The organism is Psychrobacillus sp. L4 (assembly GCF_042944905.1).
In the GTDB taxonomy this organism is placed as follows: domain Bacteria; phylum Bacillota; class Bacilli; order Bacillales_A; family Planococcaceae; genus Psychrobacillus.
In genome coordinates, this window is record NZ_CP168496.1 from 3,782,055 (window position 1) to 3,808,423 (window position 26,369).

Below are 26,369 nucleotides of genomic sequence, written 5' to 3' on the forward strand. Positions count from 1 at the left end.
TGTTGTCACTACGTTTCTCTTTACTATTAAAAATGCTTTAATTAGCCGGGTTTTAGTATATAAAAATTCTAACAGAAATTCAAATGAAACGATCTTCTGACCTCATTTTTTTATAGCTGCAGAAGTAAGCATCAAATAACAAGACTTCTTCTTTAGCTATAAAACAAATACTACTGCAATCCACCCAAACAGTATTAATGGAATGTTATAGCAAACAAAGGTCGGTACACATGTATCCCAAATATGATTATGTTGCCCGTCCACATTTAACCCCGCTGTTGGACCAAGTGTTGTATCTGAGGCAGGTGATCCAGCATCACCAAGAGCACCTGCTGTTCCGATTAAAGCAATGATTGCTAAAGGGCTTAATCCTAACTCCAACCCAAGTGGAACGAAAATCGTTGCAATGATTGGGATGGTAGCAAAGGAAGATCCAATTCCCAACGTTACAAATAAGCCAACGAATAACATAATTAAAACAGCTAAGCTAACATTACCTTTTAATAAACTAGCAGAAGCATTTACTAGACTCTCTACATCTCCAGTTGCGTTAATAACTGCTGCAAAACCATTTGCGGTAATCATAACAAATCCTACAAAAGCCATCATACGCATTCCCTCTGTTAATAGTTGGTCCGCTTCTCTCCACTTTAAGGCGCCTGTAACATACAGAACTGTAATACCAGCAAGTGCACCGGCTATCATAGCTCCCGTCTCTATTTGAACAAATAAAGCAGCGATTAGCGCTAGTACAGTAAACACCACACTACTTTTTTTCACTTCAACTTTAAGAACTTCTACTTCTTCTTCTTCTGCTTGTTTATATTTTCTTGGTTTCCTAAATAATATAAAGGCCATTATTAGTCCAAATAACATCCCTAACGCAGGAATAACCATCGCCTTCGGAATATCTGCTAGTCCAACTTTAAGTCCCGACAATCCTATTTGCGTCGCTAAAATTTGTTGATAGATCGCTCCAAAACCAAAAGGAAGAAACATATATGGAGTAATTAAGCCGAACGCTAGAATACAAGCTATCAAACGACGATCGACTTGTAGCATATTTAATATTTTTAGTATTGGTGGCACTAACAATGGAATGAATGCGATATGAATCGGGATTAGGTTTTGCGAAAAAATAGCCATCATTAATAGTAATAAAAAAACTAATACTTTCGCTAATCCTGTTTTTTGTGAATCACCATCTCTTTTTACTAGCTTCAAAATGGCTACTACTAAAAGCTCTGGAATACCTGTTTTAGAAATTGCAATTGCAAAGCCCCCTAATAGCCCATAACTCAATGCAATTGTAGCTCCTGCACCCAACCCACCTGTAAATGCATCAATCGTCTCTGCAATCGATAAACCGGCCGTTAGACCACCCACAAAAGCTCCTATGATCAACGAGAATACAACGTTTATACGTAGTAGACTCAACACTAACATTATAACAACTGCCACAATAACGGCATTCATAAAAACAGCTCACTTTCGCACACTAGATTACTAACATGAGAAAGTTTAATTGTTTTTAATCTCTTTGTCAATACAAAAAATCCCCTTGCTACTAAACAAAGAGACCTTAGTCAGTTATCCTAAAATGCTTTTAGAAATCAAGAAGAGCTGCTTAACCAGCCGTATTTTATTACACTTTATGGCACTTCGAGACTAGTTATGTTAAACCCGAGACCAGTTAACCCTGAAACGAAACCAATTACACAAGACTCAAGACCAATTATTACGAAAGCGAGACTAGTTAGATCTCACCCGAGACTAATCAGCAGTCACAGTAAGTATTCGATGATTCTTCACTTCAAAATTAAAGAATTCAGCCCAGCAACGATTTTTTTGCGACGACCCTGCGCAGAAGAAACTATTTATTGGATTTTTATTAGAAAGACACTTTTTCAGTTCATTTCAGTTAGTTTGCACTATTTTTTCACACAAAAAAATCCACCTCATCGTCACGAGGTGGATTTTTAACTTGTAATTTATTAATTATTTAGTAATTGTAGCAACTACACCAGCGCCTACAGTACGTCCACCCTCACGGATAGAGAATTTAGTACCTTCTTCAAGAGCGATTGGTGAAATCAAAGAAACGATCATTTCAATGTTATCACCAGGCATAACCATTTCTACGCCTTCAGGTAAGTTACAAACTCCAGTTACATCAGTTGTACGGAAGTAGAACTGTGGACGGTAGTTTGTGAAGAATGGAGTATGACGTCCACCCTCTTCTTTTGAAAGAACATAAACTTCTGCTTTAAAGTCTGTGTGTGGAGTAATTGTACCTGGTTTAGCTAATACTTGTCCACGTTGGATATCTTCACGAGCAACCCCACGAAGAAGAGCACCAATGTTGTCGCCAGCTTCTGCATAGTCAAGAAGCTTACGGAACATTTCAACACCTGTTACAGTAGTTGATTTTGGATCTTCAACAATACCAATGATGTCTACAACATCACCGATTTTAACTTGTCCACGCTCAACACGACCAGTAGCAACTGTTCCACGACCAGTGATTGAGAATACATCCTCAACTGGCATCATAAATGGTTTGTCAGTTTGACGTTCTGGAGTTGGGATATAAGAATCAACAGCGTCCATTAATTCAACAATTTTTTCTTCCCAATTTTCTTCGCCTTCTAATGCTTTAAGAGCTGAACCTTTGATAACAGGAATATCATCACCAGGGAAGTTATACTCAGTAAGTAGATCACGGATTTCCATTTCTACTAATTCAAGTAATTCTTCGTCATCTACCATATCACATTTGTTCATGAATACTACTAAGTATGGTACACCAACTTGACGAGAAAGAAGGATATGTTCACGAGTTTGTGGCATTGGGCCATCAGCAGCAGATACTACTAAAATCCCGCCGTCCATTTGAGCAGCACCAGTGATCATGTTTTTAACATAATCGGCATGTCCTGGACAGTCAACGTGTGCATAGTGACGTGAAGCAGTTTCATACTCAACGTGAGATGTATTGATAGTGATACCGCGTTCTTTTTCTTCAGGTGCGTTATCGATTTGAGCATAGCTCATTGCAGTACCACCAGAACGTTTTGCAAGAACTGTTGCGATAGCTGCTGTTAATGTAGTTTTACCATGGTCAACGTGTCCGATTGTACCAATGTTAGCATGTGTTTTGGAACGGTCAAATTTTTCTTTTGCCATTTGAGATTGCCTCCTCAGTGATTGTTTGTTTTTTTATGATAAAAGGTAGAGGGCGTACGTCCCTCTATCTTTTATACGCTATAGATTAGTTATACTTTAATATTGGTGAAAATTCAATTATTCACCTTTATTTTTTTTAATAATTTCTTCAGAAATTGATTTTGGAACATCTTCATAGTGATCAAACACCATAGAGAATACTCCGCGTCCTTGCGTATTAGAACGTAAAGACGTTGCATATCCGAACATTTCAGCAAGTGGCACCATTGCACGAACTACTTGTGCGTTACCACGCGCTTCCATACCTTCAACGCGTCCACGGCGAGACGTAATGTCTCCCATGATGTCTCCTAAATATTCTTCAGGAATAACAACTTCTACTTTCATAAGTGGCTCAAGAATTACTGGATTTACTTTAGATACAGCATTTTTAAGTGCCATTGATGCAGCAATCTTAAATGCCATCTCATTCGAGTCAACATCATGATAAGATCCGTCATATAGTTTAGCTTTAATATCGATTAGTGGATATCCAGCAAGTACACCATTGTTAAGTGAGTCACGAAGACCTGCCTCAACAGCTGGAACGTATTCACGTGGAACTACCCCACCGACAACTGCATTTTCAAATTCAAAGCCTTTTCCTTCTTCGTTTGGAGAGAATTCAATCCAAACGTGTCCGAATTGACCACGTCCACCAGATTGGCGAACGAATTTACCTTCAACTTTAGCAGAGCTACGGAATGTCTCACGGTAAGATACCTGTGGAGCACCTACGTTAGCTTCTACTTTAAATTCACGGCGCATACGGTCAACTAAAATATCCAAATGAAGTTCACCCATACCAGCGATGATTACTTGACCAGTTTCTTGGTCCGTATGTACGCGGAATGTAGGATCTTCTTCTGAAAGTTTTTGTAAAGCTTGACCCATTTTATCTTGGTCCGCTTTAGTTTTCGGTTCAACAGATAATGAAATAACTGGTTCTGGGAATGTCATAGACTCAAGAATTACAAGAGCTTTTTCATCACACAGTGTGTCTCCAGTTGTTGTATCTTTTAAACCTACAGCTGCAGCGATATCTCCAGCGTATACTTGTGAAATCTCTTCACGAGAGTTAGCATGCATTTGTAGAATACGTCCTACGCGTTCACGCTTACCTTTTGTAGAGTTTTGCACATATGAACCCGCTTGAAGTGTACCAGAATAAACACGGAAGAATGTTAATTTACCAACGTAAGGGTCAGTCATAACTTTAAATGCTAATGCAGAGAATGGTTCTGAGTCATCTGAATGACGTTCAATCTCTCCATCAGTGTCTGGGTCAATCCCTTGCATAGCTGGAATATCAAGTGGTGATGGTAGGTATGCAACAACTGCGTCTAGAACTTTTTGAACACCTTTGTTTTTAAATGCAGTACCACATACTACTGGATAGAATTCTACGCTTAGAGTACCTTTACGGATACCATCAACTAATTCTTCGTTCGTAATCTCTTCTCCACCAAGATATTTTTCCATTAAATCTTCGTCAAGTTCAGCTACCGCTTCAACTAGCTTTTCACGGTATTCATTAGCTTGAGCTTTAAATTCTTCCGGAATTTCCACTTCTTCCATGTCAGTTCCTAGGTCATTAGCGTACATAGTAGCAGTCATTGTTACTAAGTCGATAATTCCGCGGAAATCTTCTTCAGCACCGATTGGTAACTGAATTGGATGAGCATTAGCTTGTAAACGGTCATGTAGTGTTCCTACAGAATACAAGAAATCCGCTCCCGTTTTATCCATTTTGTTAATGAAAACAATACGTGGTACGCCATAAGTTGTAGCTTGACGCCATACTGTTTCTGTTTGTGGTTCAACACCAGATTGCGCATCTAGTACTGTAACCGCGCCATCAAGTACACGAAGTGAACGTTCAACTTCAACTGTGAAGTCTACGTGACCAGGTGTATCGATGATATTTACACGGTGACCATCCCAAGCAGCTGTTGTCGCAGCAGAAGTGATTGTAATACCACGTTCTTGCTCTTGCTCCATCCAGTCCATTTGTGAAGCACCTTCATGAGTTTCTCCAATTTTATGGATTTTCCCAGTGTAATAAAGAATACGCTCCGTAGTAGTCGTTTTACCAGCATCTATGTGAGCCATGATCCCGATATTACGTGTTTTTGCTAAGGAGAACTCTCTAGCCATATTGTATTTCTCCTTTCAATTTCGGATTAGAGTATGATTTTTAAATAAATCCTACCAACGATAGTGTGCGAACGCTTTGTTAGCTTCCGCCATTTTGTGCATATCTTCACGTTTCTTAACTGAAGCACCAGTGTTGTTTGATGCATCAAGAATTTCGTTAGCTAAACGTTCTTCCATCGTTTTCTCTCCACGAAGGCGTGAATAGTTCACTAAGTAACGAAGACCTAGAGTTGAACGACGATCTGGACGTACTTCTACCGGCACTTGGTAGTTTGCACCACCAACACGACGAGCACGTACTTCAAGAACTGGCATTACGTTAGTTAATGCAGCTTCAAATACTTCTAAAGCATCTTTACCAGAACGTTCTTTTACTAGTTCGAACGCTCCGTATAGGATTTTTTGAGAAGTACCTCTTTTACCATCTACCATCATTTTATTGACTAAACGAGTTACTAGTTTCGAATTATAAATTGGATCTGGTAACACGTCACGTTTGGAAACAGGACCTTTACGAGGCATGTGTTTTCCTCCTTTCGACTAATTGTCTAATTATTATTTATTTAAAAATTATTTTTTTACTTTCGGGCGTTTTGCACCGTATAAAGAACGACTTTGCATACGACCTGTAACACCAGCTGTATCAAGAGCACCACGTACGATATGGTAGCGTACCCCTGGTAAGTCTTTCACTTTTCCTCCGCGGATAAGTACAACACTATGTTCTTGTAGGTTGTGACCTTCACCAGGAATATAAGCAGTAACCTCTAACGTATTTGTTAAACGTACACGCGCATATTTACGAAGTGCTGAGTTTGGTTTCTTCGGCGTCATAGTACCAACACGAGTACAAACCCCACGCTTTTGTGGCGAGTTAAGATTTGTAGCTGATTTTTTAAAGCTGTTATAGCCTTTTCCTAAAGCTGGAGACTTTGAGTTCGTAATTTTGGATTGACGAGGCTTACGTACCAATTGGTTAATTGTAGGCATCGATTATTCCTCCCTTCATTTATTCTTTTTAATACCACACATCCAGGTGGTTCATTTTTTGGGTAAAAACAAAGTCTTTGTGTTTTACACAAAAACTGTTACTCAATAAGAGCTACTACTGATGCACCTAAGCGCAATCCACAAGCTTTACCAAGATCTATTTTAGACTTTACGTAGTGTATAAGAACATTGTTATCTTGTGCCGTTGAACGTGCTAGATCAATAATTCTTTCCTCTACATCAAGTGCAATATAAACTTCTTTGACAAGCCCTTTTTCCATCGCTTTTACTGATTGCTTTGTACCTATGATTGTTTTTTTGGCTTGTTTCACTTTTTCATAAGACATTTTCATATCCTCCAAAGTCACAAGTCAGATAACTATCAACCTTAAACATATTATCACTCTTAGAAAAGACTGTCAACACTAATCTTAAAAATATTAGGGAGAACTTCCATGGTGTTTCTCCCTAATATTTATTTTTATTCAGTGCTTATTGTTTCTTTTCCTTTATCCGCTTTATTACTAGTAATCTGAATCTGACGATAACGTTGCATACCCGTTCCAGCTGGAACTAGTTTACCAATAATTACGTTTTCTTTTAATCCTAGTAATTCATCACGTTTCCCTTTAATCGCTGCATCCGTTAAGACACGAGTCGTTTCTTGGAATGACGCTGCAGACAAGAATGATTCTGTTTCTAAAGAAGCTTTCGTAATACCAAGAATTACTGGGCGACAAGTTGCAGGGATTTTACCTTGTAAAACTGCATCCTTATTTGCCTCAGCAAATTGATGAATATCAAGCAGCGAGCCTGGAAGTAATTCCGTTTCGCCAGCTTCAATAACACGGATTTTACGAAGCATTTGGCGTACCATTACTTCGATGTGTTTATCACCAATTTCTACCCCTTGCATACGATAAACTTTTTGTACTTCTTTTAATAAGTACACTTGAACGGTAGAAACGTCTTTCACTTTCAATAATTCTTTTGGATCAGTAGAACCTTCCGTTAATACCTGTCCACGTTGAATTGTATCATTTACTTGAACTTTTATACGCGCATTATAAGGCGCTAAATATTTACGAGTTTCTACATTACCTTGAATGGTAATTTCTTTTTGGCCCTCTCTAATTTCATCAATTTCAGTAACAATACCTGTAATTTCTGAAATAACAGCTTGACCTTTTGGATTACGAGCTTCAAAAATCTCTTGGATACGTGGAAGTCCTTGTGTAATATCATCTCCGGCAACCCCACCTGTATGGAATGTACGCATCGTTAACTGTGTACCTGGTTCTCCGATTGATTGAGCAGCAATAATACCAACTGCTTCTCCAACTTCTACAGTGTCTCCAGTAGCTAAGTTGAGACCGTAACATTTTTTACAAACACCGTGCTTCGTATTACATGTAAACGCTGAACGGATTGTTAACTCATTGAGACCAGCTTCTTCAATAATGCGAGCGACATCCTGTGTAATTAATCCGTCTTTCGCTAGGATTACCTCATTCGTTGTTGGATGGAAGATTGTTTTCTTCGTATGACGACCAACAATACGTTCACCAAACTCTTCAATTACTTCCGTACCTTCCATAAGTGAACCAATTAGTAAACCACGGTCAGTTCCACAGTCGTCTTCTCTAACAATTACATCTTGAGCAACGTCAACAAGACGACGAGTTAAGTAACCTGAATCGGCAGTTTTAAGTGCAGTATCAGCAAGTCCTTTACGAGCACCATGAGTCGAGATGAAGTATTCAAGAACTGTTAAACCTTCACGGAACGATGATTTGATCGGAAGTTCGATAATTCGTCCGGCTGGATTGGCCATCAGACCACGCATACCTGCAAGCTGTGTAAAGTTAGATGCGTTACCACGGGCACCTGAATCACTCATCATGAAGATTGGGTTAGAATTATCAAGGGATTTCATCAGTTTATCTTGAATAATCTCTTTTGCTTTACTCCAATGTCCTATGACACTTGCATAGCGCTCTTCTTCAGTGATTAAACCACGACGGAATTGTTTAATTACTTTATCTACTTTACCTTGCGCTTCTTCTAGAATTTCACCTTTGTCTGGAAGTACAACGATATCAGAAATACCGATTGTAATACCAGCTTTAGTAGAATATTTAAATCCAAGTGCTTTCATGCGGTCCAGCATTTTCGAAGTTTCTGTAATATGGAAACGTTTAAATACTTCTGCAATGATATTTCCAAGGATCTTTTTCTTGAATGGTTGTATAAGATCCATTGCCTCAATATGTTTCTTTATATCTGTATTTGTAGAAACAAAGTAGTTTGATGGAGTTTCAATTTGCAAATTGAAGTCCGTTGGTTCGTTAATATACGGGAACGTCTCTGGTAATATTTCATTGAAAATTACTTTACCAACAGTTGTTGTTAACAACATTTTGTTTTGTTCTTCCGTAAATGTTTGGTTTTTAAGTGATGATGCATCAATTGCGATACGTGTATGCAAATGTACATGACCAGTGTTATATGCGATTAATACTTCTTCTGGACCATAGAAAGTAGAACCTTCTCCTGTTGCCCCTTTTCGCTCAAGTGTTAAGTAATAGTTTCCTAAAACCATATCTTGAGAAGGTGTAACAACTGGTTTTCCATCTTTCGGGTTCAAAATGTTTTGTGCTGCAAGCATTAATAAACGGGCTTCCGCTTGAGCTTCTGCCGATAAAGGAACGTGAACTGCCATTTGGTCACCATCAAAGTCAGCGTTGTAAGCTGTACACACAAGAGGGTGAAGTCGAATTGCACGACCTTCTACTAATGTTGGTTCGAAAGCCTGAATACCTAAACGGTGAAGAGTAGGTGCTCGGTTTAATAAAACCGGATGCTCCCTAATGACGTCTTCTAATACATCCCATACTTCAGCATGCATACGTTCAATTTTTCGTTTAGCACTTTTAATGTTGTGAGCTAAGCCACGTTCAACTAGTTCTTTCATTACAAATGGCTTAAATAATTCAATAGCCATTTCTTTTGGAAGACCGCATTGATACATTTTTAAGTTAGGTCCTACTACGATAACCGAACGACCAGAATAGTCTACACGTTTACCAAGTAAGTTTTGACGGAAACGACCTTGTTTCCCTTTCAACATATGAGAGAGTGATTTTAATGGACGATTACCTGGTCCTGTAACCGGACGACCACGACGACCATTATCAATCAAAGCATCTACAGCTTCTTGTAACATACGTTTTTCATTTTGTACGATAATACTTGGAGCACCTAGGTCAAGTAAACGTTTTAAGCGGTTATTACGGTTAATAACACGACGATATAAATCGTTTAAATCAGACGTAGCAAATCGTCCACCATCTAATTGAACCATTGGACGCAATTCTGGAGGAATTACCGGTAGAACGTCTAAAACCATCCAATCCGGCTTATTTCCTGAATTACGGAAAGATTCTACTACTTCTAAGCGTTTAATAGCACGTGTACGGCGTTGACCTTGTGCAGTTTTCAACTCTTCTTTTAAGCTTTCTGTTTCACTCTCTAAATCAAGTTCTTGAAGTAGACGTTTAATCGCTTCTGCACCCATAGCAGCTTGGAATTTTGTACCAAACTTATCACGGTATGCACGATATTCTTTTTCAGAAAGTAATTGTTTCTTTTCAAGAGGTGTATCAGCAGGTTCAATTACCACATAGGAAGCAAAATAAATTACTTCTTCAAGGGATCTTGGAGACATATCCAAAATTAGACCCATACGACTTGGAATACCTTTGAAATACCAAATATGTGAAACCGGTGCTGCTAATTCGATATGTCCCATGCGTTCACGACGTACTTTTGAACGTGTTACTTCTACTCCACATCGATCACATACTACACCTTTATAACGAACTCGTTTGTATTTACCACAGTGACATTCCCAGTCTTTAGTAGGACCAAAAATACGCTCACAGAACAAACCATCTTTTTCAGGTTTTAATGTTCGGTAGTTGATTGTTTCAGGTTTTTTAACTTCCCCGTAAGACCAAGAGCGAATTTTATCAGGTGAAGCTAAACCAATTTTCATATACTCAAAATTATTTACATCTATCAAGGAGCCTACCTCCCTTTAGTCTTGTGTCTTTTAAAAGACTTTCCAAGTAGCTCTGCATAATGCAATTTTATACGGAAATACGGACAGGCATCACCTGTCCGATTTCTTTTTACCTCTTATTCCACTATCCCTACTGGTTCCTCTTCTTTTGCTCCTGCGCGAAGCTCGTCGCAGAAAACACTTTGCTCCTGCGCGAAGCTCGTCGCAGAAAACACTTGTTAGTCGCCATGAAATAGTTGTCTAGCTGTATTCTTTATTCCACTATTCCTACTGGTTCCTCTTCTTTTGCTTGTGGCAAAATTCCGAGTGCGTCCGCTGCAGGAATATCGTCATCTTCATCTAAATCGCGAAGTTCAATTTCTTCTTCGTCAATTGTTAGCATTTTAACGTCCATACCTAAACTTTGTAATTCTTTGATCAATACTTTGAATGATTCAGGAACACCTGGTTCTGGCACGCTTTCACCTTTAACGATTGCTTCATACGTTTTTACACGCCCTACAACGTCATCAGATTTAACTGTTAAAATTTCTTGCAGTGTATAAGCGGCACCATAAGCTTCTAGTGCCCATACTTCCATTTCTCCGAAACGCTGACCACCAAATTGCGCTTTCCCTCCAAGAGGCTGTTGCGTAACTAGTGAGTAAGGACCCGTTGAACGAGCATGTAACTTATCATCAACCATGTGGGCAAGTTTAATCATATACATAACCCCAACAGAAACACGGTTATCAAATGGTTCACCTGAACGACCATCATAAAGAGTCGTTTTACCATCACGGTTAAGTCCTGCTTCTTCCATCGTATTCCAAACATCTTCCTCGTTGGCACCATCGAATACTGGTGACGCCATATGAACACCTAGAAGTCTAGCAGCCATACCTAAGTGAAGCTCTAGTACTTGCCCAATATTCATACGAGAAGGTACACCTAGTGGATTTAACATGATATCAACCGGTGTTCCGTCTGGAAGGAAAGGCATATCTTCTTCCGGAAGAATCCTTGAAATTACCCCTTTGTTACCATGACGTCCGGCCATTTTATCCCCTACAGAGATTTTACGTTTTTGAACGATATATGCACGGACTAATTGGTTAACGCCTGGAGATAATTCATCGCCATCTTCACGGTTGAATACTTTTACATCTAAAATTATCCCACCAGCACCATGAGGTACACGTAGAGATGTATCACGAACTTCACGAGCTTTTTCACCAAAAATAGCATGAAGTAAACGCTCTTCCGCAGTTAGTTCTGTAACCCCTTTTGGTGTTACTTTCCCAACTAGGATGTCGCCATCACGAACTTCTGCACCAATACGGATAATTCCACGATCGTCTAAATTGCGTAATGCATCTTCTCCGACGTTCGGAATATCTCTCGTAATTTCCTCTGGCCCAAGTTTCGTATCACGCGATTCTGATTCATACTCTTCAATATGCACAGAAGTGTAGACATCATCTTTCACGAGACGCTCGCTCATAATAACGGCATCCTCATAGTTATATCCATCCCATGTCATGAAGGCTACTAATACATTACGACCTAATGCTAGTTCACCTTTTTCCATAGAAGGACCATCTGCAAGCATATCAAGCGGTTTAACTCGATCCCCAATTTTCACAATTGGACGTTGGTTAATAGAAGTACCATGATTTGAACGTTCAAATTTGTGTACTTTATAAGATGTTAAATCACCTTTTACTTCTTTTCCATCGACTTCTTCGATGCGACGAACTCTAATTTCTTTCGCTTCTACGTGTTCTACGATACCATGATATTTTGCAATAACAGCAGCACCTGAATCACGTGCATTCACATGTTCCATACCTGTTCCTACAAAAGGAGCTTCTGGATTTAGTAAAGGAACTGCTTGGCGTTGCATGTTCGCTCCCATAAGGGCACGGTTCGAGTCATCATTCTCTAAGAAAGGAATGCATGCTGTCGCTGCAGAAACTACTTGTTTCGGCGATACATCCATGTAATCAATCTGATCTCTTCTAAATACAGTATTATCCCCACGGAAACGACCTACTACTTCTTCTTTAACGAATGCACCATCTTCTGATAAGGGAGAATTCGCTTGTGCTACCACATAGTTATCCTCTTCATCAGCAGTTAGATAATCAATGCGCGAAGTGACGAGACCTGTTTCAGGATCAACACGTCGGTATGGAGTTTCAATAAATCCAAATTTGTTTACTTTTGCAAAACTTGAAAGCGAGTTAATAAGTCCAATATTCGGACCCTCAGGAGTTTCAATCGGACACATGCGACCATAGTGAGAGTAATGAACGTCACGCACTTCGAATCCAGCACGTTCACGCGTTAAACCACCCGGTCCAAGAGCTGATAGACGACGTTTATGCGTAAGTTCTGCAAGAGGGTTTGTTTGGTCCATGAACTGAGATAATTGTGAACTACCAAAAAATTCTTTAATAGATGCAATGACCGGACGAATATTGATCAATTGTTGTGGAACAATTGATTGTGTATCGTTAATAGACATTCTTTCACGAACTACTCGTTCCATACGAGAAAGACCAATACGGAACTGATTTTGTAATAACTCTCCTACCGAACGTAAACGACGATTTCCTAGATGATCAATGTCATCCGTGTTTCCAACATTGTATAAAAGGTTAAAGAAGTATCCAACAGAGGAAACAATATCAGCAGGCGTAATGTTTTTCACTTCTGTTTCCACATACGCATTGCTAATTACATTTATCTCCTTTTGTTCTTCTTCATTTGGTGCATAGATTTTAATGGATTGAATGGTAATATCATCTTCTAAAACACCACCTACTTGAGATAATGTTTTAAATCCTATTCCACTCTCTAAATGAGGGATTAGTTTATCAAGTACTCGACGATCTATCAGAGTACCTGCTTCTACTAATATCTCGCCTGTTTCAGGATCCACTAGCGTTTCTGCTATCGTTTGATTAAACAAACGATTTTTAATATGCAATTTTTTATTCATTTTGTAACGACCAACATTCGCTAAATCATAGCGTTTTGGGTCAAAAAAGCGAGAATACAACAAACTCTTCGCACTTTCAACTGTCGGTGGTTCTCCAGGGCGTAGACGCTCATAGATTTCAAGTAACGCTTTTTCAGACGTTTCCGTGTTATCTTTTTCAAGCGTATTACGTAGATATTCATTATCACCGATTAAATCAATGATTTCTTGATCTGATCCTAAGCCTAATGCGCGAAGTAAAACAGTAACCGGTAATTTACGTGTACGATCGATTCGAACGTATACGACGTCTTTTGCATCAATTTCATATTCTAACCATGCTCCACGGTTTGGAATAACTGTAGATCCAAAACCTTTTTTACCATTTTTGTCTGTTTTGTCATGAAAGTAAACACTTGGTGAACGGACTAACTGAGATACGATAACGCGCTCAGCACCATTGATTACGAAAGTACCTGTTTCTGTCATCAGTGGGAAATCACCCATGAATACATCTTGTTCTTTCACTTCGTCCGTTTCTTTGTTGTGGAGACGTACTTTTACGCGCAGTGGAGCAGCGTATGTTGCGTCACGTTCTTTTGATTCGTCGACTGAATACTTCGGTTCATTTAAACTATAGTCGACAAATTCAAGTGATAGATTGCCTGTAAAGTCCTCGATTGGTGAAATATCTTTAAACATTTCACGTAAACCTTCTTCAAGGAACCATTCGTAAGATGCTGTTTGAATTTCGATAAGATTCGGAAGTTCAAGCACCTCACTAATACGCGCAAAACTTCTGCGTTGGCGGTGTTGTCCGTACTGAACTAGTTGACCTGTCAACTCATTCACCCCTCAATAAAGCGATAATAGGTCTTTCCCATATCAACAAATTAGTGTATGATATCGAAAAGACAAAAAGAAAACGAGTTCTAAATAAGAGCTCATTTTTAAATAACCAAACTTTTCTTTCGGCCAGTATACCCGTATTTAATACATTTATTCAAAAAGGCATACGTCCTCAAAATAATATTTTTACATTTCATTATAATATCATAGCGATTTTGTCAAGTCAATCTTTTGTAGCTTTTAAAATCCAGTAGCCTTTTGCTTTTTCTACTATTTCCACTTGACCAAAAATCTCTTCTAAATAACTAAAAGTTGATGGTGCCCCTTGTTTCTTTTGAATCACAACCCACAATTCTCCCTTTGAAACCAAAATTTCATAAGATTCCTTGTAAAAACGAAAAATAGTCTCTTTTCCAGCGCGAATTGGTGGATTAGTTATAATAGCCGCAAAGTTTGCAGTCTGAACCGCTGACAACCCATCACTTTCATAGATTCGTACATTTTGTATCCCGTTAGCAGCAGCATTTTTTTCTGCAAGTTGGATTGCACGTGTGTTAACATCTACTAAATGAACTGTTCTTCCTTCATTTGCTTTCGCAATAGACAGACCAATCGGACCGTATCCACAGCCTATATCTAAAAAATCTCCTTCTAGATCAGGTGTTTCAAAAGCATCGATTAATACACGGGAGCCAAAATCTACTTCGCTCTTACTAAAGACACCAGCATCTGTTTCAAATCGAAAGGCATTCCCAAGCAATGTAAAATTCCAGTGACGTGGCTTACTTTCCGTTTGAGGTTTTCTAGAGTAATAGTGATCAGACACCGAATAACCCTCCATAATACATACGAAGAAAAGCCCGTCGTTAACTGACGAGCTTTTTTTCTTCGAACTGTACAAAAATTACTTAACTTCTACGTTAGCGCCGACTTCTTCAAGTTGAGCTTTAATAGCTTCAGCGTCTTCTTTAGATACGCCTTCTTTAACTGCTTTTGGTGCGTTATCAACTACTTCTTTAGCTTCTTTCAAGCCAAGACCAGTGATTTCACGAACAACTTTAATTACTTTAATTTTTTGATCTCCTGCAGAAGCAAGGATTACGTCAAATTCAGTTTGCTCTTCAGCTGCAGCAGCACCGCCACCTGCAACCATTGCTACAGGAGCAGCAGCTGTTACACCAAATTCTTCTTCAATTGCTTTTACTAAGTCGTTTAACTCAAGAACTGTCATTTCTTTGATAGCTTCTAAGATTGCTTCTTTGTTCATTTTATTTTCCTCCTATAATGGATATTTTTTAGGCATTTTGCCCTTTTTTAGTTGTTAAGCCGCGTAATAAATTATGCGCCTTGTTCTTCTTTTTGTTCTGCAACAGCTTTTGTTGCAAGCGCGAAGTTGCGCATTGGAGCTTGAAGTACTGAAAGAAGCATAGAAAGAAGACCTTCGCGTGATGGAAGTTCAGCTAATGCTTTCACGTCTTCAGCAGACGCTACAGTACCTTCGATGATACCAGCTTTGATTTCAAGATGTTCGTTCTTTTTAGCAAAATCATTAATGATTTTTGCAGGTGCAACTACGTCTTCGTTAGAAAATGCTACTGCATTTGGTCCAACAAGATGTTCGTTGATTCCATCCACACCAGCAACTTCCGTCGCACGGCGTGTAAGAGAGTTTTTGTAAACTTTGAATTCCACACCAGCTTCGCGAAGTTGTTTACGTAGTTCAGTTACTTGCGCAACGTTTAAACCACGGTAGTCAACTACTACTACTGAAGCAGCAGCTTTAAACTTTTCTGCAATGTCTTGAACTTGCACTTTTTTTGTTTCAATTGCTTTGTTCATTTTGGCACCTCCTATAAGAATTGGCCATTTATACCGACAAAAGAAAAGCCTCTGATCTACGGATAGACACAGAGGCAGAAAGTCATCATCTAAGAAGAATCTGAATTTGCTTGTCCTCGGTAGGATATTAAGTGACATGCCACTCCTACTGTCTTCGGTACAAATGTATATTTCACAACAAAAGCCATCTTAACAGATAGACCTTTAGTTGTCAATTATTATTTAATTGATTGAGCGTCAACTTTAACAGCAGGACCCATTGTAGTTGTAACATTAACAGATTTCATGTAAGTACCTTTAGAAGCAGCTGGTTTAGCTTTTTGTACTACTTCAAATACCGCCAAGAAGTTTTCTACTAATTTTTCATCTTCAAAAGATACTTTTCCGATTGGTGCATGAATGATACCAGTTTTGTCAGCGCGGTATTCTACTTTACCAGCTTTGATTTCTCCGATAGCTTTCGTAACATCAAATGTAACAGTACCTGTTTTTGGGTTCGGCATTAAGCCTTTAGGTCCAAGTACGCGACCAATTTTACCAACTTCACCCATCATATCTGGAGTTGCTACGATTACATCGAAGTCAAACCATCCTTGTTGAATTTTGTTGATGTATTCTGTATCACCAGCATAGTCTGCACCTGCAGCTTCTGCTTCTTTCAGTTTTTCACCTTTAGCGAATACTAATACGCGTTGTGTTTTACCAGTTCCGTTTGGAAGCACAACTGCTCCACGGATTTGTTGGTCATTTTTACGAGTATCGATCCCTAAACGGAAAGCAACTTCTACAGTTGCATCGAAGTTAGCAGTGCTAGTTTTTTTCGCAAGTTCAATCGCTTCTTTAGCCGAATATAATACATTACTATCGATTAATTTTGAAGCTTCTTGTAATTTTTTACCTTTGTTAGCCATTAAAATGTCCTCCTTGATAGTGGTTTTAGCGGAATAAACCTCCCACGTGTAAAGGTTGTAGTTATTCTAAGGAACAACTACAACCTCCAAAAAACAAATGCATTATATTAAAATGCACATTAAATATTAGTCTTCGATTGTAATACCCATGCTACGTGCAGTACCTTCAACCATCAACATAGCTGCTTCAACAGACGCTGCATTTAAATCTGGCATTTTTTGTTCTGCGATTTCGCGAACTTTATCACGTTTCACTTTCGCCACTTTTACGCGGTTTGGTTCACCTGATCCAGATTGAATACCTGCTGCTACTTTAAGTAGCACTGCTGCCGGCGGAGTTTTTGTAATGAAAGTAAAAGAACGATCTTCAAATACAGAAATTTCAACCGGAATGATTAGACCTGCTTGATCGGCAGTACGTGCGTTGAACTCCTTACAGAATCCCATGATATTAACACCCGCTTGTCCTAATGCAGGACCAACCGGTGGCGCTGGGTTTGCTTTACCAGCAGGAATTTGTAATTTAACAACTTTAATCACTTTTTTAGCCACGAGACACACCTCCTTAAGTCCGTGATGTGGTAATTGGGTTGCCCCTCCCACTCAAATATCTGTCTCTCAGCAAATTGCTGATAACATTAGAAAAATTCATACAGACTTATTTTAAGTCTGACCTTTGAAATGATACCACTATTTTCAACCTTTAGCAAGTAACTAAATTAAAATTATATTTTCGTTACTTGAACGAAGTCTAATTCCATATTTGTTTCTCGTCCAAACATATCTACAGAAACAGTTACTTTGCCTTTAGTAGAGTCGATTAATTCTACTTTCCCTTGGAAATGAGCAAACGGCCCTTCTAATACTTCAACCAATTCGCCTACCGCGAAGTCTACTTCTACTCTTGCTTCATTACTACCCATTTGCTTCAACATAGACTGCACTTCTTCAGGAGCTAAAGGTGTTGGTTTTGTTCCTCCACCTGAAGAACCCAGGAATCCAGTTACCCCTGGAGTATTTCTTACAACATACCAAGCGTCATCTGTCATAATCAGTTCCACGAATACGTACCCAGGGAAAGTTTTTCTCGAAACGACACGTTTTTTTCCATCTTTAAAATCCGTTTCTTCCTGTTCAGGGATATATACTCGGAAAATTTTATCTGACATCCCCATTGTTTCTACACGCTTTTCTAAGTTTGCTTTTACTTTATTTTCATACCCAGAGTAAGTATGAACGACATACCAATTTTTTTCCATAGCTGTAGGACTGATCGTCCTTCCCTCCTTTTCTTAGACAAATGAAAAAACCCGTTCGTTTAGTAAGACGGGCTATTTTCAAAAAATATTTACAAAATGCATTTTATAAATCCAAATACCAACGGAAAAGTTGAGAAATCCCTAAATCTACTAAACCAAAGAATACAGCCATAACTATCACTGTCGCTAGTACGACAACTGTATATCTTGTAAGCTCTTTCCTTCTAGGCCAACTTACTTTTCTCATTTCAGACATTACATTTTTAAAAAATCCTCCAACATTAGCCATCTTAGCTAAACCTCCATACGGAAAATCTATCTTATTTACATACTCACAACGTTTGTTTGTGAAGTGTATGTGCGTTACAATGCGTACAATACTTTTTTCGTTCTATACGTATAGATGCACTCTCTTTTGATGTATTAACCGTATAATTTCGGTGACCACATTGTGTACAACTCAAGACAATTTTCTTAGTCATTTTCTCACCTTTTTGGCGTTTAAGTCTTTTTAAAGATTATCATCTTACATAAACTGTGTCAACAGAATCCCAGTGTTTATACATAATTACTACCAATCTCCATATAACGCTCTAATTTTCGTTTCACTCTTTGAAGCGCATTATCAATTGATTTCACATGTCTATTCAACTCTTCTGAAATCTCTTGGTAAGACTGCCCATCTAAATATAACACAAGCACTTGTTGCTCCAGTTCACTTAAAATCTCCGTCATTTTCTCTTCCATACTATTATAATCTTCCCGATTTATAATTAACTCTTCTGGGTCATCTATTACCGAACCAGCAATCATGTCCATCAAAGTTCGGTCAGATTCTTCATCATAGATAGGTTTATCTAATGATACATATGAGTTTAGAGGAATATGCTTTTGACGAGTTGCAGTTTTAATAGCTGTAATAATTTGTCGAGTAATGCATAACTCGGCGAACGCTCGGAAAGATGCTAGCTTTTCTTCCTTAAAATCTCTAATTGCTTTATATAATCCAATCATGCCTTCTTGGTGAATATCTTCTCTGTCAGCGCCAATTAAAAAGTAGGATCTGCCTTTCATACGAACGAACGAGCGGTACTTCGTTATTAAATAATCTAGTGCTTCAGTGTTCCCTTGATGAACCATCTCTACAAGTTCCTCATCTTGTAAACTATCCAATTGTTGTAGATTATGTTCCGCCTTTTCCAATGAAGTCACCTCTGCAATATACGAATATATATAACAAGTATACAGGAAGAAAATTTACAGCGTCAATGCATCATTTCATTCCTCTTCGCCATTTTTCGAAAATTTCTGCAACTTCCTCTGTTAAAGGTATCTTAGAAGTTGGTTTGTTTTCTTGGATACGCCTCACATTTTTCGTAATATTCGATGAAATAGAAGCCATTTCGATTTCAAATTCTCGGGCAGATTTTCTTAATGCACCTTGTCCAAAAACTACTCTTTGCTCTGTCATATCGGAAGTCGCTACGTGAATTTGAACTCTTCTACTACTTAACTCCTGCGTGAGCTTTTCAATTCGTTCATCTGCTGTCTCATTTTCACGAGTAAATATTACCTCTACATCATTTTGCCTCTGTTTGTTTTCTACTCCCGGAACTAGATGTGCATCAAAAACCACAATCACTCGAATACCTGTAAATGCTTTATATTCTGCCATTAGTTCAATTAGTCGGTCTCTCGCGTCTAAAAGTTTGTCGCTTTTTAATAATCTTAATTCATTCCATGCGCCGATGATATTATAGCCATCGACAAGTAGGATCTGCATCTGTTTAGCCTTTAAGCGGACGTCTAACACGCAATACTTCGTATAAAAGTATTGCGGTAGCAACAGACGCATTTAAACTTGTCACATGACCGACCATCGGCAAATGGTATAAGAAGTCACACTTATCTTTTAATAAACGACTCATACCTTTTCCTTCACTACCAATAATAAGTGCTAGCGGAAGTGTTGCATCCATATTTCGATAGTCCGTTGATTTTGCTGCATCTGTTCCCGCAATCCAAACACCACGTGTTTTTAACTCATCCACTGTTTGCGCTAAGTTGCCGGCACGATATACAGGGATATGCTCTATGGCACCTGTTGATGCCTTTGCAACCACCGCCGTTAGCCCTACAGCTCGTCTTTTCGGAATAATGATCCCGTGCGCTCCAACTGCATCTGCTGTACGCATAATGGAACCAAGATTATGCGGGTCTTCAATTTCATCTAAAATAATAAAAAGAGGATCCTCTTGTTTACTAGCTGCTAGTTCAAACAAATCATCTAGTTCTGCGTAACGGTAAGCTGCAACTGAAGCAACAATTCCTTGATGATTTGCATCCGTTAAGTTATCCAACTTCTTTTTCGGAACAAATTGAACGATAATACCCGCTTCTTTTGCTAATTGAATAATTTCATTTACTCCACTTTTTTGTATACCTTCCGCAATCCATACCTTGTTCATATCTCTCCCGGAACGTAACGCTTCGACTACAGGGTTTTTCCCTGCGATAATCTCACCTGTTTGTTCTGTTTGTTCTGTTTGTTCTGTCATTTACTTTTTCTCCCCTTTCTGTGCGTCGATAAATTCAATGGAGAATTGCAGCAACTCCTGCAACCGCTCTTTTTGTTCACTTAAATATAAACTCCCTATCACCGCTTCAAACGCCGTACTATAATGATATGTTTGAACATCTGTGTTTTTTGGTACAGTACCAGACTTTGCATTTCGACCTCTTCTTAATACAGCTTCTTCTTCTTCAGTCAGAAACTGAGTGTTTAAAAGTTCTCTAACAATTGTTGCTTGCGCTTTTGCTGATACATAGTTTGTAGCCTCTCTATGCAAGATATTAGGTTTTACACGACCCGAACGAATGAGATGCTCACGAACAACTTGCTCTAACACAGCATCTCCCATATATGCTAAAGCTAAAGAGTTTAGTTGTTTTACATCAGAAAGTTTAAAATTACTCACAACTTTACCCTCTTTTCCATCGGATACCTTGCGCAGTATCTTCTAAAATAATATTCAAGTCTTTTAATTGATCTCTGATTTCATCTGCTCGCGCAAAATTGCGATCTTGTCTCGCTTCATTACGCTCTTCGATTAACGCATCGATATCTTCATCCAATACTTCTTTCTCTTGTTTTAGAGGAAGCCCTAAAACAGATGTTAATTCATCAAAAATCATTAGGAATCGATTTAACACAAGTTCAGAAGTTTGTTTTTCGAGCAAATACGTATTTGCAAGCTTAGATAGTTCAAATACTGCAGCAATTCCGTTCGCGGTGTTGAAATCATCATCCATAGCGGTAATAAATTGGCCTTTCACTTCTTCGATTTTCTGTAGCCAAATATCATTGTGATCTCCTAAATCAGCAGTCGCATGTAAGCGATGCAACACATTAGCATAAGAAGTTCGAATTCTTTCAAGACCAGCTTTCGCTTGTTCTACTAGATCTCCAGCGTAGTTAATCGGATGACGATAATGCACACTTAACATGAACAACCTTAATATTTGCGGATCAATTTGCTGACGGATATCGTTAACTAACACAAAGTTTCCAAGTGATTTAGACATCTTTTCATTATCAATATTAATATAACCATTGTGCATCCAATATCTCGCAAAGGTTTTTCCAGTTCTTGCTTCTGATTGCGCAATTTCATTTTCATGATGAGGGAAAGTTAAATCTTGGCCACCCGCATGAATATCAATTGTGTCTCCCAGAATCTCACGTGCCATTACCGAGCACTCAATATGCCAACCTGGGCGTCCTTTCCCCCAAGGGCTTTCCCAGAAAATTTCTCCTGGTTTGGCTGCTTTCCATAACGCAAAATCAAGCGCATCCTCTTTTTTTTCACCTGTTTCAATACGTGCCCCAACTTTTAAATCATCTACTGATTGATGAGAAAGCTTACCATACCCATCAAATTTTCTTGTGCGGTAATACACATCTCCCTGGGATTCATATGCATACCCTTTTTCTTCTAACACTTTAATAAACTCTATAATTTCAGTCATATGATCCGTTACTCGAGGATGCGAGTCTGCTCTACTGCAACCTAATGCTTCCACATCTGCAAAATATGCGTTTATGAAACGATCTGTTAAGTCGGAAACGTCTTCTCCGAGTTCATTTGCCGCCTTAATAATTTTGTCATCTACATCGGTAAAGTTTGATACATATGTCACGTCATAACCACGATATTCTAAATATTTCCTTACCGTATCGTACACGATTACAGGTCGGGCGTTCCCGATATGAATGTAGTTATATACAGTTGGTCCACATACATACATTTTCACCTTTCCCTCTTCCATTGGCACAAAGGGTTCTTTTTCACGTTTTAATGTATTAAAAATTTGAATTGCCATACTTTTTTATCTCCTTTTCTTTTACAAGTCTCTCTATTTCTTCTTGTAACGCTTTAATTTCATTTTCCATCTTTTTGCATCTATCAGCAAAAGGATCTGGTAGATCTTGATGATTTAAATTCCGCTTCAATTTCACACCATTTTGAATAACGACTACACCAGGAATACCAACAACTGTCGAGTTTATCGGAACATCCTTTAATACGACAGAACCTGCTCCCACTTTACTATTTTCTCCAATTGTAATGGATCCTAAAACCTTTGCACCTGTTGCAACTAGGACGTTATTGGCAAGGGTGGGATGTCTTTTTCCTTTTTCCTTTCCTGTCCCCCCCAATGTAACCCCTTGATAAATTGTACAATCTTCTCCAATTTCACAAGTTTCACCAATAACTACACCCATTCCATGGTCAATAAAAAATCGTCTACCAATTTTAGCACCTGGATGAATTTCAATTCCTGTGAAAAAACGGCTAATTTGCGAAATGATACGTGCAAAGAAGAATAGTTTCTTTTTATAAAATGCATGGGCAATTCGATGACTCCAAATAGCATGTAAACCGGAGTATGTTAAAACCACTTCTAGCATACTTGTTGCGGCAGGATCTTGTTCAAACACAACGGCTATATCTTCCTTCATTCGTTCAAACATCCGTATCTCTCCTTTGGAAAAAAAATAAAAAAGCGTCTCTGTCTATTAAAAATAGACAGAGACGCTTTAGGCGCGGTTCCACTCTGATTGAAAAGGCAAATAAAACACCTTTTCCACTTAGCATCTTTAACGCAGATGATACGTCCAGCCTACTCGTACGTTCGGCATGGCACTCTGAGGTGCATTTCAGTAACTCATTGGTTCAGACCACTTTCAGCCGGTGATGGTCCTCTCTAAAGAACGTGCGTTACTTACTTATCCTCTTCTTAGCTTCTTATAGCTTCCGTTTGGAATTTGTATCCTCATTTTCACACCTAATTACAGGAAAGTCAATCTTATTGTTTTGCGTATTTAGCCACTCGAGCAATTACTTTTTCTTTTCCGATTAGGCTGATTGCATCCGCTAACTCAGGACCGTGCGTCTGACCAGTTGTCACTACTCGGATTGGCATAAATAGATTTTTTCCTTTATGACCTGTTTCTTTTTGAACTGCTTTTATAGCCCCTTTAATATCAGCTGCTTCAAATGTTTCTAAAGATTCTAATTGCGTTTTAAATGCAGCCATAACTTCAGGAACTTGTTCACCTGCTAATACTTCTGCTGCTTCTTCAGTATATGCAATTTCATGATCAAAGAACTGAGAAGATAATTCAACAATTTCAGCACCGAAACTCATTTGATCATGGTAAAGAGCGATCAATTTTGTTGCCCATATATGCTCTTCAGCGGATAATTCTACTGGAAGAAGTTCTGCTTTTTGTAAGTGTGGGAGTGCAAGTTCAACAACTTTTTCAAGTGGTAATTGTTTAATATATTGATTGTTCATCCACGTTAACTTTTGTTTATCAAACATAGAAGGTGATTTAGATAAACGATTGACATCAAAGATATTAATAAATTCCTCTTTCGAGAAAATTTCATCTTCGCCTTCAGGAGACCAGCCTAAAAGTGCAAAGAAGTTGAACATTGCTTCAGGTAAGTAACCAAGATCTTTGTATTGAGTGACAAATTGAATAATTGACTCATCACGTTTCGATAGCTTTTTACGACTTTCATTAATAATTAAGGTCATATGTCCGTACTTCGGATATTCCCATCCAAATGCGTCAAATACCATTAATTGTTTTGGTGTATTAGATAGATGTTCTTCTCCACGGAATACATGTGAAATCTTCATAAAGTAGTCATCTAATACTACCGCATAGTTATAAGTTGGGATTCCATTTGCTTTAACAAGTACCCAATCTCCAACATCTTTCGATTCAAATGTAACCGAACCACGAACTAAATCCTCAAATGTGTATGTTACGTTTTCTGGTACACCCATACGAATTGTAAATGGCAAACCTGCAGCTTCTTTTACTTGTACTTCTTCAACTGATAAATGGCGACATTTCCCATTATACATAGGGGCTGCTACACCTTTTTCTCTTTGCACTTCACGATCAGCTTCTAATTCCTCTGACGTACAGAAACATTTATAGGCATGCCCGTTTGCTAGCATTTCTTCCGCATGCTTAGTGTAAATATCCAGGCGTTCCATTTGGCGATACGGTGCAAAAGGTCCACCAATATCAACAGATTCATCGTATTCGATACCTAACCATTTTAAGTTTTCGAGCTGCGATAATTCGCCGCCTTCTACATTACGTTCAATATCTGTATCCTCGATACGAACAATAAACTTCCCATTATGATGGCGTGCGTATAAATAGTTAAATAATGCTGTACGTGCTCCTCCAATATGTAAAAAACCCGTTGGACTTGGTGCGTATCGTACGCGAACTTCTTGTGTCATTGTAATATCCTCCTAGTTTTCGAGCATGTAAACTTTATTTATTTTACCACTGCTTCCTTGCTTTTTAAAGTTAGTCTTTCTTTACAAGTAAAATAGTTGCCATCGAAGCTATACCTTCTTCTCGACCTGTAAACCCTAACTTTTCAGTAGTTGTAGCTTTTACATTCACTTGTGTTACATCTGCTTGAAGTAACTCCGCTACACGCGCACGAATCACTTCAATATGAGGAGCCATTTTCGGCTTTTGGGCAATAATTGTACAATCTATATTCCCTAATTTGTACCCTCGATCATCCACAAGTTTCCAAATGTATTCAAGTAATTTCGCCGAATCCGCATCTTTAAAATCTGGATCGGTATCAGGGAAGTGTCTCCCAATATCTCCTTCTCCTATTGCTCCTAGAGCTGCATCTGTAATCGTATGGAGCAACACATCTGCATCCGAATGTCCAATAAGCCCTCTCTCATAAGGAATTGTAATTCCTCCAATAATTAACGGGCGATTATCTGCAAATTCATGTACATCAAACCCTTGACCAACTCGTATCATTTTATTAATCCCCCTGCTTATGTTTGTTTAATATTACTTCCCCCAAAAGAAGATCTTCTTTTGTCGTCATCTTTACATTATCATACGTACTTTCCACGATGTGCACTTGCTCTCCTAGACGTTCGACAAGCATCGCTTCATCTGTACCCAAAAAGCAATCTTTGTCCGCAAGACGCTCAGCTTTTTCTAATAGTGCATACTGAAAAGCTTGTGGCGTTTGGATAACCCATAAACTTTCCCGATCCACCGTTTCTTGAATTATACCATTTTCTACTTTTTTCATTGTATCCTTTGCACGAACTGCCGCTACTGCTGCTCCCGATTCCTCGGCAGTTTGGACAAGTTGATGAATAACTACTTGTTTAATAAAAGGTCTTGCCGCATCATGCACAAGTACAATGCCTTGGTCTGGAGAGGATTTTAGACAAGCGTATACACTATGCTGTCTCTCTGCTCCGCCTTCTGTAATAGCGACCACTTTCGTAATATGATGCTTTATCAACATCTGCTCAATAAATGTTTGTTCTTCTTTTTTTACTGCCAATACGATAGATTTACACTTCGAATCTTGCTCAAAAACACGCAAAGTATGTATTAAAATAGGAATCTGTCTCAATTCTAAAAACAGTTTATTTTGACCTGCTCCCATGCGCTTTCCACTACCTGCTGCAGGTAATAACACCGTATACATCAAATACTTCTCCTC

At 38.6% G+C, this 26,369-nt stretch carries 25 protein-coding genes and 2 other annotated features; all 25 genes read right to left on the minus strand.

The annotated features are described in order from the left end of the window. Positions 1 to 156 precede the first annotated feature (156 nt). The 25 genes from ACEPXG_RS18390 to ispD all read right to left on the minus strand — a co-directional run bounded on the left by ACEPXG_RS18390 (position 157) and on the right by ispD (position 26,357). Positions 157 to 1,476, minus strand: a complete 1,320-nt coding sequence (locus ACEPXG_RS18390) for a Na+/H+ antiporter family protein (protein ID WP_391205631.1) — start codon at positions 1,474 to 1,476, stop codon at positions 157 to 159. 522 nt (positions 1,477 to 1,998) lie between these two features. Beyond that, complete coding sequence (gene tuf / locus ACEPXG_RS18395) at positions 1,999 to 3,186, minus strand: elongation factor Tu (RefSeq protein WP_391205634.1); 1,188 nt, start codon at positions 3,184 to 3,186, stop codon at positions 1,999 to 2,001. A gap of 117 nt (positions 3,187 to 3,303) precedes the next feature. Further along, positions 3,304 to 5,382, minus strand: a complete 2,079-nt coding sequence (fusA, locus tag ACEPXG_RS18400; protein WP_391205637.1) for an elongation factor G — start codon at positions 5,380 to 5,382, stop codon at positions 3,304 to 3,306. 51 nt (positions 5,383 to 5,433) lie between these two features. Then, the gene (gene rpsG / locus ACEPXG_RS18405; RefSeq protein ID WP_151701739.1) at positions 5,434 to 5,904 is read right to left on the minus strand and encodes a 30S ribosomal protein S7; all 471 of its coding nucleotides are present in this window, start codon (positions 5,902 to 5,904) and stop codon (positions 5,434 to 5,436) included. Between the two features lie 48 nt (positions 5,905 to 5,952). Continuing rightward, positions 5,953 to 6,372 carry a 30S ribosomal protein S12 gene (gene rpsL / locus ACEPXG_RS18410; protein WP_151701740.1) on the minus strand — a complete coding sequence of 140 codons (420 nt, stop codon included), beginning with the start codon at positions 6,370 to 6,372 and terminating at the stop codon, positions 5,953 to 5,955. A 98-nt stretch (positions 6,373 to 6,470) separates the two neighbouring features. Then, positions 6,471 to 6,719 carry a ribosomal L7Ae/L30e/S12e/Gadd45 family protein gene (locus ACEPXG_RS18415; protein WP_391205640.1) on the minus strand — a complete coding sequence of 83 codons (249 nt, stop codon included), beginning with the start codon at positions 6,717 to 6,719 and terminating at the stop codon, positions 6,471 to 6,473. Between the two features lie 134 nt (positions 6,720 to 6,853). Further along, positions 6,854 to 10,456, minus strand: a complete 3,603-nt coding sequence (rpoC, locus tag ACEPXG_RS18420; RefSeq protein ID WP_391205643.1) for a DNA-directed RNA polymerase subunit beta' — start codon at positions 10,454 to 10,456, stop codon at positions 6,854 to 6,856. A gap of 253 nt (positions 10,457 to 10,709) precedes the next feature. After that, positions 10,710 to 14,273 (minus strand): DNA-directed RNA polymerase subunit beta, encoded by a 3,564-nt coding sequence (gene rpoB, locus ACEPXG_RS18425; protein WP_391205646.1) that lies wholly within the window; start codon positions 14,271 to 14,273, stop codon positions 10,710 to 10,712. Positions 14,274 to 14,493: 220 nt separating this feature from the next. Then, complete coding sequence (locus ACEPXG_RS18430; protein ID WP_391118476.1) at positions 14,494 to 15,096, minus strand: class I SAM-dependent methyltransferase; 603 nt, start codon at positions 15,094 to 15,096, stop codon at positions 14,494 to 14,496. Positions 15,097 to 15,174: 78 nt separating this feature from the next. Then, positions 15,175 to 15,537: a 50S ribosomal protein L7/L12 gene (gene rplL / locus ACEPXG_RS18435; protein ID WP_391118478.1), complete on the minus strand. Its 363-nt coding sequence runs from the start codon at positions 15,535 to 15,537 to the stop codon at positions 15,175 to 15,177. Positions 15,538 to 15,608: 71 nt separating this feature from the next. Further along, complete coding sequence (gene rplJ, locus ACEPXG_RS18440) at positions 15,609 to 16,109, minus strand: 50S ribosomal protein L10 (RefSeq protein WP_391205649.1); 501 nt, start codon at positions 16,107 to 16,109, stop codon at positions 15,609 to 15,611. A 32-nt stretch (positions 16,110 to 16,141) separates the two neighbouring features. Further along, positions 16,142 to 16,285 (minus strand) — a sequence feature (ribosomal protein L10 leader region). 42 nt (positions 16,286 to 16,327) lie between these two features. Then, on the minus strand, positions 16,328 to 17,020 hold the full coding sequence (gene rplA / locus ACEPXG_RS18445) for a 50S ribosomal protein L1 (protein ID WP_151701747.1): 693 nt from the start codon (positions 17,018 to 17,020) through the stop codon (positions 16,328 to 16,330). A gap of 126 nt (positions 17,021 to 17,146) precedes the next feature. Then, the gene (gene rplK / locus ACEPXG_RS18450) at positions 17,147 to 17,572 is read right to left on the minus strand and encodes a 50S ribosomal protein L11 (protein WP_151701748.1); all 426 of its coding nucleotides are present in this window, start codon (positions 17,570 to 17,572) and stop codon (positions 17,147 to 17,149) included. A gap of 173 nt (positions 17,573 to 17,745) precedes the next feature. Next, positions 17,746 to 18,279 carry a transcription termination/antitermination protein NusG gene (gene nusG, locus ACEPXG_RS18455; protein WP_391205652.1) on the minus strand — a complete coding sequence of 178 codons (534 nt, stop codon included), beginning with the start codon at positions 18,277 to 18,279 and terminating at the stop codon, positions 17,746 to 17,748. 103 nt (positions 18,280 to 18,382) lie between these two features. Beyond that, positions 18,383 to 18,568, minus strand: coding sequence for a preprotein translocase subunit SecE (gene secE / locus ACEPXG_RS18460; RefSeq protein ID WP_151701750.1), 186 nt, complete (start codon positions 18,566 to 18,568; stop codon positions 18,383 to 18,385). Positions 18,569 to 18,611: 43 nt separating this feature from the next. Beyond that, positions 18,612 to 18,761 carry a 50S ribosomal protein L33 gene (gene rpmG / locus ACEPXG_RS18465; RefSeq protein WP_151701751.1) on the minus strand — a complete coding sequence of 50 codons (150 nt, stop codon included), beginning with the start codon at positions 18,759 to 18,761 and terminating at the stop codon, positions 18,612 to 18,614. Between the two features lie 76 nt (positions 18,762 to 18,837). Beyond that, positions 18,838 to 19,419 carry an RNA polymerase sporulation sigma factor SigH gene (gene sigH, locus ACEPXG_RS18470; RefSeq protein ID WP_391209999.1) on the minus strand — a complete coding sequence of 194 codons (582 nt, stop codon included), beginning with the start codon at positions 19,417 to 19,419 and terminating at the stop codon, positions 18,838 to 18,840. Between the two features lie 133 nt (positions 19,420 to 19,552). Then, on the minus strand, positions 19,553 to 20,062 hold the full coding sequence (locus tag ACEPXG_RS18475) for an NYN domain-containing protein (protein WP_391205655.1): 510 nt from the start codon (positions 20,060 to 20,062) through the stop codon (positions 19,553 to 19,555). 4 nt (positions 20,063 to 20,066) lie between these two features. After that, positions 20,067 to 20,837 carry a 23S rRNA (guanosine(2251)-2'-O)-methyltransferase RlmB gene (gene rlmB / locus ACEPXG_RS18480; RefSeq protein ID WP_391205658.1) on the minus strand — a complete coding sequence of 257 codons (771 nt, stop codon included), beginning with the start codon at positions 20,835 to 20,837 and terminating at the stop codon, positions 20,067 to 20,069. Continuing rightward, a complete protein-coding gene (locus ACEPXG_RS18485; RefSeq protein WP_391205661.1) occupies positions 20,838 to 21,257 on the minus strand; it encodes a Mini-ribonuclease 3 in 420 nt (139 codons plus the stop codon). A gap of 4 nt (positions 21,258 to 21,261) precedes the next feature. Continuing rightward, positions 21,262 to 22,662: a cysteine--tRNA ligase gene (gene cysS / locus ACEPXG_RS18490; RefSeq protein WP_391205664.1), complete on the minus strand. Its 1,401-nt coding sequence runs from the start codon at positions 22,660 to 22,662 to the stop codon at positions 21,262 to 21,264. Next, complete coding sequence (cysE, locus tag ACEPXG_RS18495) at positions 22,643 to 23,314, minus strand: serine O-acetyltransferase (RefSeq protein ID WP_391205667.1); 672 nt, start codon at positions 23,312 to 23,314, stop codon at positions 22,643 to 22,645. The genes cysS and cysE overlap by 20 nt, the downstream gene beginning before the upstream one ends. Positions 23,315 to 23,368: 54 nt before the next feature. Further along, positions 23,369 to 23,591: a binding site (T-box leader), on the minus strand. 58 nt (positions 23,592 to 23,649) lie between these two features. After that, positions 23,650 to 25,113 carry a glutamate--tRNA ligase gene (gene gltX / locus ACEPXG_RS18500; protein ID WP_391205670.1) on the minus strand — a complete coding sequence of 488 codons (1,464 nt, stop codon included), beginning with the start codon at positions 25,111 to 25,113 and terminating at the stop codon, positions 23,650 to 23,652. Positions 25,114 to 25,183: 70 nt separating this feature from the next. Then, positions 25,184 to 25,663 carry a 2-C-methyl-D-erythritol 2,4-cyclodiphosphate synthase gene (gene ispF / locus ACEPXG_RS18505; RefSeq protein WP_391205672.1) on the minus strand — a complete coding sequence of 160 codons (480 nt, stop codon included), beginning with the start codon at positions 25,661 to 25,663 and terminating at the stop codon, positions 25,184 to 25,186. Positions 25,664 to 25,667: 4 nt separating this feature from the next. After that, positions 25,668 to 26,357 (minus strand): 2-C-methyl-D-erythritol 4-phosphate cytidylyltransferase, encoded by a 690-nt coding sequence (gene ispD, locus ACEPXG_RS18510; RefSeq protein WP_151701759.1) that lies wholly within the window; start codon positions 26,355 to 26,357, stop codon positions 25,668 to 25,670. Positions 26,358 to 26,369: the final 12 nt, after the last annotated feature.

Coding starts and splice junctions, on each gene's coding strand:
- fusA (WP_391205637.1), bottom strand. CDS start 5,382: ATGGCTAGAGAGTTCTCCTTAGCAAAAACACGTAATATCGGGATCATG.
- rpmG (WP_151701751.1), bottom strand. CDS start 18,761: ATGACTAAGAAAATTGTCTTGAGTTGTACACAATGTGGTCACCGAAAT.
- nusG (WP_391205652.1), bottom strand. CDS start 18,279: ATGGAAAAAAATTGGTATGTCGTTCATACTTACTCTGGGTATGAAAAT.
- rpsG (WP_151701739.1), bottom strand. CDS start 5,904: ATGCCTCGTAAAGGTCCTGTTTCCAAACGTGACGTGTTACCAGATCCA.
- rplA (WP_151701747.1), bottom strand. CDS start 17,020: ATGGCTAACAAAGGTAAAAAATTACAAGAAGCTTCAAAATTAATCGAT.
- secE (WP_151701750.1), bottom strand. CDS start 18,568: ATGGCTAATGTTGGAGGATTTTTTAAAAATGTAATGTCTGAAATGAGA.
- ACEPXG_RS18475 (WP_391205655.1), bottom strand. CDS start 20,062: ATGCAGATCCTACTTGTCGATGGCTATAATATCATCGGCGCATGGAAT.
- tuf (WP_391205634.1), bottom strand. CDS start 3,186: ATGGCAAAAGAAAAATTTGACCGTTCCAAAACACATGCTAACATTGGT.
- sigH (WP_391209999.1), bottom strand. CDS start 19,419: ATGGTTCATCAAGGGAACACTGAAGCACTAGATTATTTAATAACGAAG.
- rplJ (WP_391205649.1), bottom strand. CDS start 16,109: ATGAACAAAGCAATTGAAACAAAAAAAGTGCAAGTTCAAGACATTGCA.
- cysS (WP_391205664.1), bottom strand. CDS start 22,662: ATGGCAATTCAAATTTTTAATACATTAAAACGTGAAAAAGAACCCTTT.
- gltX (WP_391205670.1), bottom strand. CDS start 25,113: ATGACACAAGAAGTTCGCGTACGATACGCACCAAGTCCAACGGGTTTT.
- cysE (WP_391205667.1), bottom strand. CDS start 23,314: ATGTTTGAACGAATGAAGGAAGATATAGCCGTTGTGTTTGAACAAGAT.
- rlmB (WP_391205658.1), bottom strand. CDS start 20,837: ATGACAGAACAAACAGAACAAACAGAACAAACAGGTGAGATTATCGCA.
- ACEPXG_RS18390 (WP_391205631.1), bottom strand. CDS start 1,476: ATGAATGCCGTTATTGTGGCAGTTGTTATAATGTTAGTGTTGAGTCTA.
- ACEPXG_RS18415 (WP_391205640.1), bottom strand. CDS start 6,719: ATGTCTTATGAAAAAGTGAAACAAGCCAAAAAAACAATCATAGGTACA.
- rplL (WP_391118478.1), bottom strand. CDS start 15,537: ATGAACAAAGAAGCAATCTTAGAAGCTATCAAAGAAATGACAGTTCTT.
- rpsL (WP_151701740.1), bottom strand. CDS start 6,372: ATGCCTACAATTAACCAATTGGTACGTAAGCCTCGTCAATCCAAAATT.
- ispF (WP_391205672.1), bottom strand. CDS start 25,663: ATGATACGAGTTGGTCAAGGGTTTGATGTACATGAATTTGCAGATAAT.